Origin of the sequence: Methanospirillum lacunae (assembly GCF_003173355.1) — an archaeon.
GTDB lineage: Archaea > Halobacteriota > Methanomicrobia > Methanomicrobiales > Methanospirillaceae > Methanospirillum > Methanospirillum lacunae.
In genome coordinates, this window is the sequence record NZ_QGMY01000021.1 from 16,683 (window position 1) to 32,221 (window position 15,539).

Sequence of the window (15,539 nt, forward strand, 5' to 3'; positions counted from 1 at the left end):
CTAGTTAGCCTTGAGCTCCTTGACCCGATCCAGAACTGCAGAGAGGAATTGATAATCACTCATCATACCTTCTGGAGGTTCTACAACTTTACGTGCTTCAATTGGGACGTTATCCATACGATAGCAGTTGCCACCGACCTCAACACCAACAAAGGCTACCGGGACGTGAACATCACAGATCTCGGTAGTTGGGGTGATATGCGGGTCGATTGCAACAGATGGGAGTCTGGCAATCTCCTTGACACATCTCATCGGGAAGTGTGCTCCCGGGTCACTGCCTAGAACAAATACTGCATCGGCCTCCTGGCGTTTGAGTACCTCAATGGCACCTGTCTCACCCGGATTGTATCTGGCAAAGCCACGAGAGAGATCTACTGCGTAGGGAAATCCGAATTGCCAGCCAAGTACCTGACCGGATCCGGTAACGTTGAAGTGACCACGCATTGCAACGATCGAGAATTTGGTGTAATCGTTGAGATCCTTGGTCAGACAGATAGCTGCATCGATGTTGTGGTCTTTTCCAAGCGACTGGGTAACACCCATTCCGAAGAAGATGACTCCGAACCTACCTGACTTGAGAATTTCTGCAGCCTCATATACGGTCTCTTTTGGAACACCGGCTATGACATCTCCAACAAGAGGTTCTCCACGGATTGCAGCCCGAAGAGCCTGGAGGAGTTCATAGTCATATCCCTGTTCAACCTGAAGATGAACATCAGCAAGGGTAGATGTATCGGTTGGGCGGGGATCGACGACGATAATCTTCCTCTGTTTTGCTCCCTTTCCGGTGAAATACCCACGTGGGAAGATGGAATAACGGGACATGTGGCGTGGGTGGGCGTGTGCAGGGTTACATCCCCAGAAAATAATCCGATCTGCACGGTTTTTGACTTCTCCGAGTGTACAGCTCGGGATACCCACGTTCTGAACTGCAATCAGAGTGGTTCCGTGACAGACTGCTGCAGTGTTATCAACAATTCCACCACAGAGTTCTGCAATTTCGTGGCCTACACTGTCTGCTTCGCATGATGTTGATGACCAGCCGTACATAAGGGGCTTTTTGGCCTTTGCAAGAATTGTAGCAGTGTGTTCGATCGCTTCTTCGTACGTGATCTCTTTGAAGGATCCGTCTTCCTGCATCTTACGTGGTCTGGTAACCCGGTGTGAATGATCTGAGGAGTGAACGAATTTCTCGGCTCCTATTGCACAGGCGTTATCTACGCCCAGGATCTTCTTTCCGTCGTCATCTGTTGTGACAATAAGGTCATCACAGAGCGTACCACAGAACGGGCAGACTACATCAGTGATCGTTTTAGACATCAGTTATCACCAAAACAGTATTCGCGAACAAGGTCAACTGAAGAGAGAACTTTTTCTTCGGGTGCTGGTTCAACAGTTACCGGTACACCTTTGAATGTCGGCATTCCGGTTGAGTAGGTCTCGGTGCTGGTAACTTTGTTAGCCCAGGGGCCCATCGGAATAAATGCTATACCCGGGTGTGGGCCTTGTGTTGCTGCTATAGCTTTGACTACAACACTCCCGAATTCGCTTGACACTTTTACATTAGTGTTCTTCATGACGCCGAGTTTTTTAAAATCGGCTTCATCCATCTCGATGATTCCACAGGCAAGGCGGTAGTTATTCTTCTCCTTGCCACCCTCCATCGAGACTCCCTGCTGGATGGTGCGACCTGATATCAGGTTGATCGTAATCGAGCTCATTGTGTTCCTCGGTTTGGTATAGACGCTCTGCATATGGTCAGTTGTAAGGGCGGATTGATCTTTTCATGCTGTGACCCGCATGACGATACCGATCCTACTCTGACACGTAACAGTACATGAACTTCTTCTGCACTAGTATATAAATAAAAGTATTCAGTTCTGATAAAATTGTGAAAATTGGTAATGGATCATCCAAATAATAAACCACAAATGATTATTATTAATCAAAATTGAAAAGATCTTTCTTTGATGACACTGCGCTGTCTCGCAGATTTTTCAATCCAATACCTGCATGTTGATTGTATTAAGAGTCAATTTGAGGTTCAAAAATAACCGGACAGATCGCATGCCGCACTTCTGACTATTTGTGGTGGATCATTGATCATCGGGATTTATTATCAGAGTTATTATAAAACCGTTTTGAAATATCTGAACCAGTATCAGGTTGATATGGAATGAATAGCATACAAGAATATGCAGAAATTATCTGCACTTTTCCTCGGTAGGCAGAATCTCCATGAAGCATGAACTCGGGAAAAGCCTCATGGTTCGGGTTGATTCTGCCTTATTACCTTAAACATGTGCTCGATATCAGATCAACCGAGCAATAACATAATGGCCCCTAGCACTATATATGTGATTTGCCATCTTGCCGATACTTTTTGAGAAAACTGGTGATATAGTAATGGACGAGTAAATTAAAAGAATCGATTTTTTTAAAAATTTATTTTTTAAACTTAACTTTTCCTTGCGGGACTGTTTGTCCACACAATCCTGATTTTATTGATATAACAGTTGATTTGGTACACATGTTATTACAAGAGTTGTATGATAATTGGGGGTGCCGCATAATTGATGATTTCCAGATGATCAAAAAGGCAGATCCTAACTAAAACTCCTAAATTTTTTCAAAGATATACAAGATTCATATACATATGAAAGATAATCTGACATTGTCAACAGATTCAACGGCTTGAGATTTGATGCTCATCATAAAAATATTTGAACCACATTCTCAAATAATTCAGGAGTTGTGAAATTTTACGGGAGGAGTTTATCTTTTATCTTCTCCCATTACAGTGAAGGTGAATGATATGGATGAGAAAGAGATAGAATCGATATTTAATAAGGAAGGGATTACCACCGAACTTCCCTGTAGCAAAGCATTTGAACTATCTGAAACGTATGGAGTGACAAAGAAGGAAATTTCGGTCTATTGCAGGGATCATTCAATTAAGATTCGTGGCTGCCAACTAGGCTGTTTCCCATGACCCGTTTTTTATCAGTGATTTCAGTAGGAGAAGCAAAAAAGGTTATAAAAGGGATCTCTCCTCCTCCGCATGAAGAGATTATCCCCTTATCTAAAGCCGGTAGGCGAGTGCTTTTCAGTGACATCAAATCTGATGTTGAGATTCCCGGATTTGATCGTTCAACAGTTGATGGATATGCCGTTTTCGCATCTGATACGACTGGGGCCAGTGAATCGATTCCATCAATGCTCACGTTATCCGGCAGAATTGCAATGGGTGAAGACAGGAGTATAGACCTTAACCGTGGTTCCTGCATGTATATTCCTACTGGCGGTGTCCTTCCAAAAGGGGCAGATGCAGTAGTCATGATCGAATATTGTGAGGAATTAGGAGATCAGATACTGATACACAGACCGGTGGCAGTTGGGGAAAACAAAATATCCAAAGGTGAGGATTTCGGATCAGATCGCCCTGCAGTAAAAGCAGGAACGGTTATCTCATCACGGGTTTTAGGGGTGCTTGCTGCTTGTGGGTGGAAGGATGTACCAGTCTCAACCCGCCCACGAATAGGTATTATTTCAACAGGAAATGAGTTGGTCCCAGTTGACAAAAAACCTACAGGTGGGGAGATCCGTGATGTTAATACATGGCTTTGTAGTGGTTTCGTATCAGAAGAAGGCTGTATTCCGGTAGTGTATGGAATTATCTCTGATGATCATAATTCATTAAATAAGGCACTTGATGAGGCTCTGACTTCATGTGATGCAGTGCTGATATCAGGGGGAAGTTCGAAAGGGGAGCGTGATATGTGTGCGGAAATCATTGCTTCCAAAGGAGAAGTATTGGTTCACGGAATAGCCATTTCACCGGGAAAACCAACAATAATAGGGACTGCTATGGGAAAACCCATAATCGGACTACCAGGTCACCCGGCATCAGCATATATTATTCTCCTTGTTCTTGTACGCGAACTACTTAAAGGGATGACCGGAATTGCATTATCTCAAAAATGTGTCCATGTTCCATTAATGATCCCGATTAAATCTGTTCAGGGGAGAGAGGATTACATAAGGGGGATTTTTGATGGGAGATATATTCTGCCATTATTGGGAAAATCAGGACTTACAAATACTCTTCTTCAGAGCGATGGAGTCATCAGAATTCCCGGACCTGTAGAAGGATATGAAGCAGGCGAGATTGTTGAGGTTATTACATGGTAAAAGATAAAGAGGGAGCAACCCGGTATCTCACCCTCACATCACTAGATCAGGCATTAAAAATTCTCCATGACCGATTTGCATGCATACCCCGCACTGTAAAAATTCCGGTTCAGAACTCTTCAGGAAAAATAACATCAGAGGCCGTTTTTTCGCCGTTATCAGTCCCCGCTGCTCATCTGTCTGCAATGGATGGAATTGCAGTACGAAGTTGCGACACAGGAGAAGCTACAGATCAAAAACCGGTTCTGCTTACTCATTTTGCACGGGTCAATACGGGAAATGTTATTCCAGACGGTTATGACGCCGTCGTCATGATTGAGGATGTAATTGAACAGGATGGATCATTTCTGATACATTCTGCTGCTCACCCATGGCAACATATCAGGCCTATTGGTGAAGATATTGCAGAAACAGAGATGATCATTCCTCTCCTCACCCAGATTCGACCAGTAGATATCAGCGCCATGATCAGTTATGGTATTACTGAAGTCCCGGTTCTGGATCTCAACGTTGCACTGATTCCAACAGGAAGTGAGATCGTCCCTGTTGGAACAAAACCACTTCCAGGTCAGGTAATCGAGAGTAATATGTACATGGCAGCGGCTATGCTGTCAAAATCTGGAGTTTCCATAACACATTATCCAATCGTTCAGGATGATGTCAACAAAATAACGACTACAGTAAACGAAGCCATCCAAAACCATGATATTGTTATCATATCTGCAGGATCATCCAAAGGAACCAAGGATTATACGGCCCAGGTTATTGAAACCCTGGGAGAGGTGATTATTCACGGTGTTGCAATTAAACCTGCAAAGCCGGTTATCATGGGAGAAATTGCAGAGAAACCGGTTATTGGTATGCCAGGATACCCGATTGCCTGCCATACCATTCTTCGTGAAATCATACAGCCTCTCCTGAGTTGGTATGGATTTGTCACACCAGAACAAAACACCGTCCCGGTCAGGCTGACAAGTACATTACAATCTTCAATCGGGACTGATGAATTTGTTCTGGCAACTGTTGGAAAAATAAAAGAAGAATGGGTTGCTTCCCCTCTTTCTCGCGGTGCAGGAGTCCAGATGAGCATGGTCAGGGCCAATGCTTATTTAAAAATTCCATCTGAACAGGAAGGAGTAGAAACAGGTGATAAGACAACTGCTTACCTGACAGTACCAACTTCAGTTGCAGAACAGGTAGTCCTCATTACCGGCAGTCACGATCCGGTCATAGATCATCTTTCCAACCTTATGCGAAAGTCAGGAATTCAGATCGCCTCTTCACATGTTGGAAGTATGGGCGGACTTTTGACATTAAAAAGGGGGTACTGTCACCTGGCACCCATGCATCTACTTTCTGAAGATGGAGAGTACAATATTCCATATCTGCAGAAGTATTTTCCTGGTGAAGAACTGGTTCTGATATGTGTGGCTGAGCGTGTTCAGGGAATGGTTTCCAGAGAATCCCTTGGCTTTGAGGCTATTACTTCCCACCGGTTTATAAACCGTCAACGAGGTTCAGGGACACGAATGCTTCTCGATCATCTCATGAAAGAGAAAGGTATCACATCAGATCAAATTGAGGGATACGACCAGGAAGCAACTACCCATCTCGGTGTCTGCCTTGCTGTCAGAAGTGGTGATGCCGATCTCGGGATGGCAGTTCACAGTGCTGCTCGAGCATTCTCTCTTCCCTTTGTTCCTGTCGGGGTTGAACGCTATGAACTGGTAACTACCAAAAATCTGTTTGAGAGCGATCCCCGTATCAGAGCAATTGCTGAGATCATAAAAACCCAGGAGTTCAAAGTTATACTCACCAAACTGGGTGGATACGAAACAGAAAAAACCGGAGTCATACGGTACTGTAATTAAGAAAAACACTGATGGCAGAAAGTTGGTAATATATATCAGGTACCAGCAGTACTGGCCATCATTTTTATATTAACCAAACAGATTGCAATAGTATAAAGAAATCAATCATTTCATGGATCACTTCTCTTTGTGCCCAGGCAGATACCGGACCAGAGATATTTAATGCACTTTTCTCACGCTATCTCCCTGAAAATTTACTACCCTTATCCCCCCAATTATTACAGAGTTATTATCGATGACATTTACTCAGATCACTACCACGTGCCCGTATTGCAGTACCGGCTGTTCTTTAAACCTCATGGTAGAGAATGGGAAAGTTATCGGAACTGCCCCGTACTATCGTTCACCGGTTAACGAGGGGCGTCTTTGTCAGAAGGGAACGTACTGTCATCAATTTATTTCCAACCCTGACCGGTTAAAAAAACCTCTCTTAAGAAAGGGAGATATTTTTTATGAGACTGATTGGGATGCCGCGTTGGATTTTATTGCTAAAAAATTGTCATCATATAAACCTGATGAACTGGCGTTACTCACATCTGCCCGTTGTTCTAATGAAGACAATTATCTCGCGATGAAATTTGCCAGGGGTGTTTTAAAAACCCGGCATATCGATCACTGTGCTCGTCTCTGTCATTCTGCCACGATGGTCGGTCTCTTCCTTGCATTCGGATGCAACGCCATGACCAACTCAATTCCAGACATCAGTGAATCTGATTGTATTCTCTGTCTGGGAAGTAATACTCTTGAGCAACACCCACTTGTTGGAAGACAGATCATCAAAGCCCGTTCACGAGGAGCCCATGTAATTACTGCAGACCCTCGATTCACCCCGACTGCCGTACAGTCTGATCTGTTTATCCAATTTTATAGTGGCTCTGATGTTCTCCTCCTCAATAGTATCATGGGGGAGATCATCAGGAACAATTGGCATGATGAATCGTTCATAACTGAACGAACAAGTCACTTTGAAGCAGTAAAAAAAGTCGTCCTGCAGAGAAGATATAATCCCGAAATTGCAGGGGATCTTTGTGGTGTATCTCCTGATCTGATTAGAAAAACAGCTGAATGGATTGGTAAGGCAGATAAGTGTACCATCTTATATGCGATGGGTATTACTCAGCAGACAACCGGTATTGATAATGTAAAATCTATTGCCAACCTGATGATGCTCACCGGAAATATCGGTCGTCCGGGAACCGGGGTCAATGCACTTCGTGGTCAGAATAATGTGCAGGGAGCGTGTGATGTTGGATGTCTTCCGAATTTATTTCCAGGATACAAACCGGTTACTGACGGGACTGCACATAGGAAACTTTCAAAATTATGGGGATTTCCTGACGGGATCTGTGAGCCTCATGAAGGATACGATATCAATATCATGTTTGAACATCTTCGTTCAGCATCTCCCGATATCAAGGCCATGTATCTTATCGGAGAAAATCCGGTTGTCTCTGAACCGAACCCTGCAATAATAATTGATGGATTAAAAAAATTAGACTTCCTTGTCGTTCAGGATATTTTCTTCACAGAAACCTGTCAATATGCTGATGTTGTTCTTCCAGCAGCCTGTTTTGCAGAGAAGGATGGAACACAGACAAATACCGAACGCAGGGTTCAACGGATCAGAAAAGCGGTTGATCCTCCTGGTGAGTCAAAATCTGATTATGAGATTATTACCGCCCTGGCCAGTAAAATGGGGTATGGTGAACAGTTCAAGTACACCAGTGTTAAAGATATCTTTGAGGAGATGTGCTCTGTTATTCCCCAATACCAGGGGATGACCTGGGATAAGATTGACAAACCTGGCGGTGTATGCTGGCCGTGTGAAGAGCTTGATCAACCAGGAACTCCGATTTTATATTCAGAGCACTTTGCACACCCTGATGGAAAAGGTGTATTCTATCCTGTGGAATGGAAAGAACCTTCAGATCTTCCAGATAAAAATTTCCCGTTCAGACTTACCACGGGAAGACTCATCTGGCATATGCAATCAGGAACCATGACCCGGAGATGCAAAAATCTGAATGATGAAGTTCATGAAGGATATTTAGAGATAAATCCAGAAGATGCCAAAAGACTAAAAATCCGAAATGAGGACCTCATTACAGTATCATTCAGAAAGGGTTCTCTGGTTTGTAAAGCACGGGTAATTCAGGATATTAAAGTTGGGACTGCATTTATCCCTCTTCATTTTATCGAGAGGGTAACAGCAAACCTGGCCTTGAACTCCTCTGAACCGTTACCATATATCTCAGAATACAAAGTGGCAGCAATCTCTATCAAAAAGTTCCAGGTAGAAAAGAGATGATCCGGAAAGGAGAGATATTCTATGCCTGGTCCACAGATCCGGAGCTGAGGGATAAAGGGAGTTCCGGGGGATTTATTTCAGGCTTACTGACCCATCTTCTTTCTACCGGTATTGTCGACGCAGTTTCTGTCACAAAAAAAGGTGCAGATATTTACGATGCATCTATGGTGATCCTCACCGATCCAGCAGAAATTGCTCAGTGCTCAGGATCACTTTATTGTGGAACTCTATCTTCTGCAAAATATCTCTATAGGTATACCCAGAGCAATCCTGGTCAGCGTATCGCAGCTGTTGTGAAAGGGTGTGAAGCAAAGGCTATCATAGAACTGGCTAAACGAAACAGGGTAAACCTAAATGACATTCTCCTCATTGGTTTAACCTGTAGCGGAACAATAAACCCAATTACTGCACGAAAGATGATTGTTGACAGATACGGGATTGATCCCGATATTGTCGAAAATATATATTTTTCACACGGTAAGTGTCAGGTTGAAACGTCAGATACAATCTTTTCACTCCCGATAGAAGACCTTGAACAAGATGGTTATGGACGCAGATTATGCTGTCAACGCTGCCAGACCAGAATTCCCAGGCAATGCGATCTGGTTTGCGGAGATTGGGGTGTAATCGGAGAGTACTCGGGAAATACTACATGTATTGAAGTTTGTAGTAAAAAAGGAGCCATTACCCTTGAGTCAGCCATCAATGATCATGCTATCGTAGTTGAGGCAGCAGATCCTCAAGGGGTAGAAATTCGATCCCGTGTGGAAGAGGCAATGCAGAAGCTCAGCCTGGAAAATGGAAAAGAACAGTTTTCTAATATTCCACCCGGTGATCAACTTTTGAAGAGCATGATGCTTGACATGTCAAGATGCATCAAGTGCTATCAGTGCACCGAAGCTTGTCCGCTCTGTGTGTGTGAAGATTGCAGAACCAAAAAACCCTGGCTCGTCAAACCAGGGCAGGTTCCTCCGCCATTCATGTTTCATCTCATCAGGGCTTCTCATATTGCTGACTCCTGCATTAACTGTGGTCAATGTGAAGAGCGGTGCCCGATGGAGATCCCAAACTCACTCTATATGCATGCACTTCAGTCAGAACTGGAACAAATGTTCGGATACAAGGCCGGTGAACTTCCCGGGATGCCGGTAGTAGCCAAAGTAAATGAATGGGAAGAGTGGGAACACAACTACGGGAATACTTTTGAAAAGGTTATTGAAGTATTTCGGGATCAGGGCGAGTACTGAGATAAATCGGCAGTCTCCATTTTTGTAGGAAAGCCACAAACTTCAAGAATTTCTTCCTGTGTTACCTGGTAATTCCAGTTTTTTCGGGAGAAGAGATCTGAAAGATAACATACAGACAGAGGAATCGGCAGCCCGTATATCTTCGCATAACTGACCGGTGGAATCTCATGTGCTGAAAAATTCCTGATAGTTCCCCTGTCAATTATTACTCCAACAGAATTGAGAATTTTTGCAGCATGATTAAAGGAATGATCCCAGGCCAGTGTCATACACAGGTCTGCAACAGGTGATCCGAATTTGGTATTTGGATAAAATGGTGCACGAGCATAGCAGAGTTTTCCACATTCCTGGCAGTAATACCGGTGAACTCTCACACTGATATTCCTTCTCTCCCCATTCTCAATAACTGTTGCAAACCTTTTAATCCTGATATCGTGAAATTTAACCTGTCCTTTACAATAATGGCAGTGATTGATGAGTGTGAACTCCATCATATCTATACCAGACAGGGCTGTAATGATGACACTGGAGAGAAGAGACGGAATCTTGATTACTTTCACTGCAGTACCTGATAAATATTCAATTGATTTCGACAAATAAGAGTCATTCGATATAAATTACGAATCTGCGAAGAATTTTATATAAATCTATTCCCTCATATTGGTCAGTAATTAAATATCTATTCTTCCCACACGTGTGCATACTAGTTCCCCGGTTTTTTCAAGAAATATCATCACAACAGCTCTTCCTTTGGTGAACAATAAGAGCATTTCACCGAACTTTCAATTATTTCCACCAGTCAGGAAAAAGGTTCTTTGCGATACCATAAAAATCTGGAGAAATATTCTGGAGGATTATATGTGATAACCCGGACATTGAGACATCAGATGAACTGATGGCGCCTTAAAAGATAATTGGACTTCCAATCCAGGCCTGAGGTTCATCTCTCTCACCGACTGCAACGTAACCTGGGAAGCCAGTATTATGCCATTACACGAGACCAGAACATGATTTATGATTCCATACGGTTCAATCTCGGTTATTATTCCGGTAAGAACATTTCTGGCACTGGTTTTTCCGCTTTCATTCGTATGCACCGTGATCTCTTCTGGCCTGATAGCAACCATCACTTCTTTTTCTGTCATTGAACTCACTGCATAGATGATGATACCACCAAGATCGATCTGTATTAGGCCATTTTCTAGTTGGGTTGCAACCCCTGGCAGAATATTCCGAATTCCAATAAATCTGGCAACATCTGCAGAACACGGCTCTGAAAAAACCTGGTTGGTCTCACCAGATTGAACAAATCTTCCTCCCATCATCACAGCAATAATATCAGCAAGTCTCTGACCTTGGTAGAGATCATGTGATGACATTATCACTGTTGTTCCACAGGTCCGGTTGTAATACCTGATGAGTTCCTCGATTTTTGCTGTAGAAACAGGATCAAGATTTGCAGTTGGTTCGTCGAGAAGGAGGAGATCCGGGTTTGTTATCATGACACGTGCAAGTGAGACACGTTGCATCTCTCCACCAGATAATGTCCGGGCCTTGCGGTGTTCATATCCGGAAAGGCCTATTTCATTGATCTTCTCCTCTACCCGTTTTTTTATCTCATCTTTTGAGACACCCCGAAATTTCAGACCCATAGCAAGATTTGCATAAACTGTCTCGTTAAATGCGATGGGTGTCTGAAAAACCATTCCCATCTGGCGTCTTATTTCGGTTATATTTTTAATATGTTCCAGTGAAGTGCCGTTGAAAATAATCTGACCACTGGAAGGGGTATCTAACAGATTGATAAGCCTCATGAGAGTGGTTTTTCCCTGTCCCGATGGGCCGATAATGGTAAATATCTTTCCTGATGGGATTTCTACGCTAATATTATCAAGAATGAGGCGATCTCCAAAGGATTTTGAGATATGGTCTAATTTTATCATAATTCACCGCTGTTGGAGGTATCCCATAAGCAAATTGATTATCAGAGCTATTCCGAGGAGGATTATTCCGAGAGCTAATGAAAGGGTAAAATTACCCATCGATGTCTGAAGAGATATGGCAGTAGTCAGAACACGGGTATGACCCTTAATATTTCCTCCTATCATGATAGCTGCTCCAACCTCTGATATTGCCCTGGAGAATCCAATCACAACGGCTGCCATGATAGCAAATCTTGCTTCCCTGATATGACTGGTGAGAAACTGAAATTTACTAGCCCCAAGTGACCGGATGGTATCAGTAATTATTGGGTTTATACCCTGCAAGGCAGAGATTGTCATCCCAGTCATTATTGGTATTATGAGTATGGTCTGTCCAAAGATCATCCCGTTTGGTGTAAAGAGAAATCCCAAAAAACCGAGTGGTCCTGTCCGAGAGAGGAGCATATAACAGACTAACCCTACAATCACTGTCGGGAGCGAATATAATGTCTGAATCAGACTTATGAGAGTCTTTTTTCCTCTAAATGAATTGAAATTTATGAGTGTCCCTAACGGAAGGGCGATAATTGTGCTGAGAACAACTGATGTGAATGTAATCTCTAAAGTTCGGCTAGTTATCTCAATAACATCAGGATTCCATGTAATTATAAGAGAAATTGCAGTATTAATCGCTGATAGGAGATCTTCCATCAGTATAAAAAAAGGGGTCTACCGGTAAAAAGTTACGCTACCGGGGTGGAAATTTCTTCTTCAGTAACATTTAACGTTACTGCATTTCCCTTTGCCGGAACAAAGAGTGGTTTTCCGTATTTCTCTGTTCCAAAGTCGCCAAGCCACTTCTGGGTTGCATCACTGATCAGATAGTTTTCCCACTTCTTCCCAGCATCAACATTTATCCCAGCGTCCGGGAACTTGTCAGGGTTTACTCTGATGACAGCATATACGTTGAGGAGGTCTGAACCATCAGTGATCAATGGCTTAAGGGTAAGGTTGCCTGCCATTGTATTCCAGGTTGCTGAATCTGTCAGAACGTATGCATCCTTCTCATTTGCCATGTTGAGGGTCTGACCCATTCCTGCTGCTGCATCAATATACCAGGGAGACTTGTTTACTTCAGCGTAATCAAGCCCTGCACCCTTCCACAGAAGTTTTTCACGTGCATGGGTTCCGGATCCATCTCCGCGTGAGACAAAGACAACTTTGTCGTTGGTCTTTCCGGCATCTGCAATTGTCTTGAATGCTTCAGTGGCACTCTTTCCTGCAATCTTTGCTGGATCTGATTCAGGGCCGGCAACCATGAAGTAGTTTGATCCAAAGACTTTCCTGTCAAGGCCATTTCCAGAGTCCAGGAATTTATTTTCTGCAGCCCGGTCATGAACCATGACTACATCTACGTCCCCGGTGTTTCCATAGCCTATGGCCTGTCCTGTGCCCACTGCTATCCATTCTACTTTGACATTGTTATCTGCTTCAAATTTCTTGGCCAGTTCATCAAGAACCCCTGTTGCATCCAGGCTGGTTGTAGTCCCGATCAAAAGCCGGTCTTCTGCATGCTTGGTTCCATTGAGATCCTTGATCTTCTCTGCAGATACTGCTACTCCGCTGCATAGGATTAATGCAACAACGAGTAGAATTGTTCCTAACAGTGCTCGCTTCATCATACCGTAATACCCTCTTTTTCACAATCATAAATACTTAATTAAGCTAATTTCATTCTCGAATATTTATTTAAGTTGTCCTTTAGAAAGAGTAATCGAACTCATTTGATATTTATTGTTTAAGTTCAAATAAAAAATAGAAATGTGATGATTTGCAGTGAAAAAGATCTTCTCCGGTTCAGATATACTTATATATTAATTCACAGGGAAGAGTTCGTAACCGTTGTTGAATTAATATTTCTAAAGTTGGTTCTCTGGGACCTGAAACACCAGAAACCAGGTTTTTCATGACAAATTAGATCTTTTGTTCCAGGAGATGTCATATCATATTACCCCTGAAAAAACGCTATACGCAAATGATTCTTCATAGATAAGTAGGTGTTTTTGTGATGGCACGGCACAGCATGATCCAGTCCGACAGACTTTTGGGATATATCTTCTCCAGATCACATGAACACACATCAAGATGAACACAAACAACTCGGGTTATATCGATCAATTAATTGGGGAGTCTATAAAAATAAGTCCATTTTCTATAATGGATTAATATTTCCGGTATATGGTTTTCCGTGGACCGACTTCTACCACATACACGATGAGTTTATTATTTTGAATAGAGAGAATTGCCCGGTAACCACCAACTTGAAGAGAATGAAAGGGAGCCTTTTCAGATCCTTCTAGCTTCTGCACATGTGACCAGGGATTACTCTTCAGTTCATGTATGGCTCTGATTATTTCCTGAGCTATTGGCAGAGGTATTTTTTTGAGATTTCTTTTTGCTTTATTCGAGTAGATGATCTGAAATTCAGTCATTCAACCCCGAATTCTTTCATGATCTCTTCCTCGGTATGTACCTTTCCTGCCTTAATATCTTCCAGGGCTTCTTGGATACCTGCTATCTCTTCGGTTGTCAAAGGATCAGGATCTATTACACTTGATAAAAGACGCTCAATCACCGCACTATAGGATTCCCGGGGATGTGTTTTCAGGTTTGATAGTTGTTCTTTCAAGTCTGATCGAATGTATATTGTGGAGGCCTCTTGCATGATTTACCTATAGGTGTTTACAGGTATTGATAGTTGTGTCCACTAATTATTTCGATCAGCATGGCACAGTTTCATCAGAATTTCACACAATTCTAAACTCACGAAATTCACAGATAAAATGAACAATAAATCACAGAGAATAAGAATATTTTCTCTTTAAATTGGTTTTAATAATCCTAAATCATAAGATGGGGGACCTAGGTTTTTCCGGAACATCAGAACGATCAGGCGATGATGAATTGTCTACAGAAACTAGAGTGACCGAGGTTGTACCCTGCCAATTTTGGGAGGCCGGATATCGGGCCGATCCTCCATGCCCCTGAGTCCTGCTTATCACAACACATACGTGTCCCATCGCTTAAAACATCCCTGTTTCGAAAAACGGTCAGACTTTTCCTGGAAGAGATCTTTCCGATGATCATGAGTGCTCAAATTGCAAAATCAGGAGAAGGATAATCCACCTCCATTTATAGAGCATCAAACACCTCATTGGCAAAGATGGGCCATTCATATGCCAGGTTTCGGCACTTCATCCAGATCATCAGGAGCCCGATGTCATTCAGAACGGCTGCTCCGGTTGAGAGCAGGGCCAGAACGATACTACCATCCATCATACTCACCTCCTCCCAGGGCAACCACTTCAGAGATTTACATCGGACAACAGTTTAGGTCAGACAGCTTTCTGAATTGTTTTTACTCCGGGTTTCTGTTGAAAGAGACACCTGGCTGGTCCTGATGATCAACGATCCAGAATACCAAAGAAACGAACGAATTATACATTGAAAGCCTGACTACACATGGAGAAGAAATTCCACTTAAGGAAATATCCTTGAATATCTTCTAATAGTTTCTGATAATGAGCAGACTGTCACCCTACATAATGCAGGATTCGAGTAAGACCGTTCCAAAGGCAGTCATCATATTCTCTTCGTCCAGATTCCGACCGCAGGGTCGTTGTACCTGTTCACCCAGAACATGAGATACTAAAACAAGCAGGTATCACAAGAGAAGATATCCAAATATACTTCAGTTGAAACGGTTTTCTCTTCCAACAATTAAAGAGGTTAATCATTTGGAATTTCGAATTAAGTAAATATAATTGCATTAAATCGTAAAATGCCAGTATATAACCCCAAAAATCACTATCACATATCCTGCCGCTATTCAGGTTTAACTATGCCAGACATAGAAATATTCATACGAGCAGAACTAATCAATAGCAGCCCCATATAAAAACGATATTTGAGAACTATATTAAAATTAAAGGACAATATC

14 protein-coding genes are annotated in these 15,539 nt (G+C 42.7%); 5 read left to right on the forward strand and 9 right to left on the reverse strand.

What is annotated here, in order from left to right; all coding sequences use genetic code 11:
• Both DK846_RS17230 and DK846_RS17235 read right to left on the reverse strand, forming a co-directional pair.
• On the reverse strand, positions 1–1,320 hold the full coding sequence (locus tag DK846_RS17230) for a formylmethanofuran dehydrogenase subunit B (protein WP_109970246.1): 1,320 nt from the start codon (positions 1,318–1,320) through the stop codon (positions 1–3).
• Positions 1,320–1,721 (reverse strand): molybdopterin dinucleotide binding domain-containing protein, encoded by a 402-nt coding sequence (locus DK846_RS17235; RefSeq protein WP_109970247.1) that lies wholly within the window; start codon positions 1,719–1,721, stop codon positions 1,320–1,322. Before DK846_RS17235 ends, DK846_RS17230 begins: the two co-directional genes overlap by 1 nt.
• 1,094 nt (positions 1,722–2,815) lie before the next feature.
• Between DK846_RS17235 and DK846_RS17820 the strand changes: the two genes are divergently transcribed.
• From DK846_RS17820 to DK846_RS17260, 5 genes are all read left to right on the forward strand, one after another.
• Positions 2,816–2,992: a hypothetical protein gene (locus DK846_RS17820; RefSeq protein WP_181391853.1), complete on the forward strand. Its 177-nt coding sequence runs from the start codon at positions 2,816–2,818 to the stop codon at positions 2,990–2,992.
• Entirely contained in the window at positions 2,989–4,191 is a 1,203-nt protein-coding gene (locus DK846_RS17245) for a molybdopterin molybdotransferase MoeA (RefSeq protein WP_109970249.1), read from the forward strand. The genes DK846_RS17820 and DK846_RS17245 overlap by 4 nt, the downstream gene beginning before the upstream one ends.
• The gene (locus tag DK846_RS17250) at positions 4,185–6,062 is read left to right on the forward strand and encodes a molybdopterin biosynthesis protein (RefSeq protein WP_109970250.1); all 1,878 of its coding nucleotides are present in this window, start codon (positions 4,185–4,187) and stop codon (positions 6,060–6,062) included. Before DK846_RS17245 ends, DK846_RS17250 begins: the two co-directional genes overlap by 7 nt.
• Before the next feature lie 235 nt (positions 6,063–6,297).
• A complete protein-coding gene (gene fdhF / locus DK846_RS17255; RefSeq protein ID WP_109970251.1) occupies positions 6,298–8,370 on the forward strand; it encodes a formate dehydrogenase subunit alpha in 2,073 nt (690 codons plus the stop codon).
• Positions 8,367–9,617: a Coenzyme F420 hydrogenase/dehydrogenase, beta subunit C-terminal domain gene (locus DK846_RS17260; protein WP_109970252.1), complete on the forward strand. Its 1,251-nt coding sequence runs from the start codon at positions 8,367–8,369 to the stop codon at positions 9,615–9,617. Before fdhF ends, DK846_RS17260 begins: the two co-directional genes overlap by 4 nt.
• Here the strand turns inward: DK846_RS17260 and DK846_RS17265 are convergent.
• The 7 genes from DK846_RS17265 to DK846_RS17825 form a co-directional block, all read right to left on the reverse strand.
• Entirely contained in the window at positions 9,602–10,177 is a 576-nt protein-coding gene (locus DK846_RS17265) for a hypothetical protein (RefSeq protein ID WP_109970259.1), read from the reverse strand. The genes DK846_RS17260 and DK846_RS17265 overlap by 16 nt on opposite strands.
• A gap of 294 nt (positions 10,178–10,471) precedes the next feature.
• Positions 10,472–11,560 (reverse strand): ABC transporter ATP-binding protein, encoded by a 1,089-nt coding sequence (locus DK846_RS17270; RefSeq protein WP_109970253.1) that lies wholly within the window; start codon positions 11,558–11,560, stop codon positions 10,472–10,474.
• A gap of 3 nt (positions 11,561–11,563) precedes the next feature.
• Entirely contained in the window at positions 11,564–12,250 is a 687-nt protein-coding gene (locus DK846_RS17275) for an ABC transporter permease (protein WP_109970254.1), read from the reverse strand.
• 32 nt (positions 12,251–12,282) lie between these two features.
• Positions 12,283–13,221: a substrate-binding domain-containing protein gene (locus DK846_RS17280; RefSeq protein ID WP_109970255.1), complete on the reverse strand. Its 939-nt coding sequence runs from the start codon at positions 13,219–13,221 to the stop codon at positions 12,283–12,285.
• Between the two features lie 540 nt (positions 13,222–13,761).
• On the reverse strand, positions 13,762–14,031 hold the full coding sequence (locus tag DK846_RS17285) for a type II toxin-antitoxin system RelE family toxin (protein ID WP_109970256.1): 270 nt from the start codon (positions 14,029–14,031) through the stop codon (positions 13,762–13,764).
• Positions 14,028–14,264: a DUF7557 family protein gene (locus DK846_RS17290; protein ID WP_109970257.1), complete on the reverse strand. Its 237-nt coding sequence runs from the start codon at positions 14,262–14,264 to the stop codon at positions 14,028–14,030. The genes DK846_RS17285 and DK846_RS17290 overlap by 4 nt, the downstream gene beginning before the upstream one ends.
• Before the next feature lie 467 nt (positions 14,265–14,731).
• A complete protein-coding gene (locus tag DK846_RS17825) occupies positions 14,732–14,878 on the reverse strand; it encodes a hypothetical protein (protein ID WP_181391854.1) in 147 nt (48 codons plus the stop codon).
• Between the last annotated feature and the right edge of the window lie 661 nt (positions 14,879–15,539).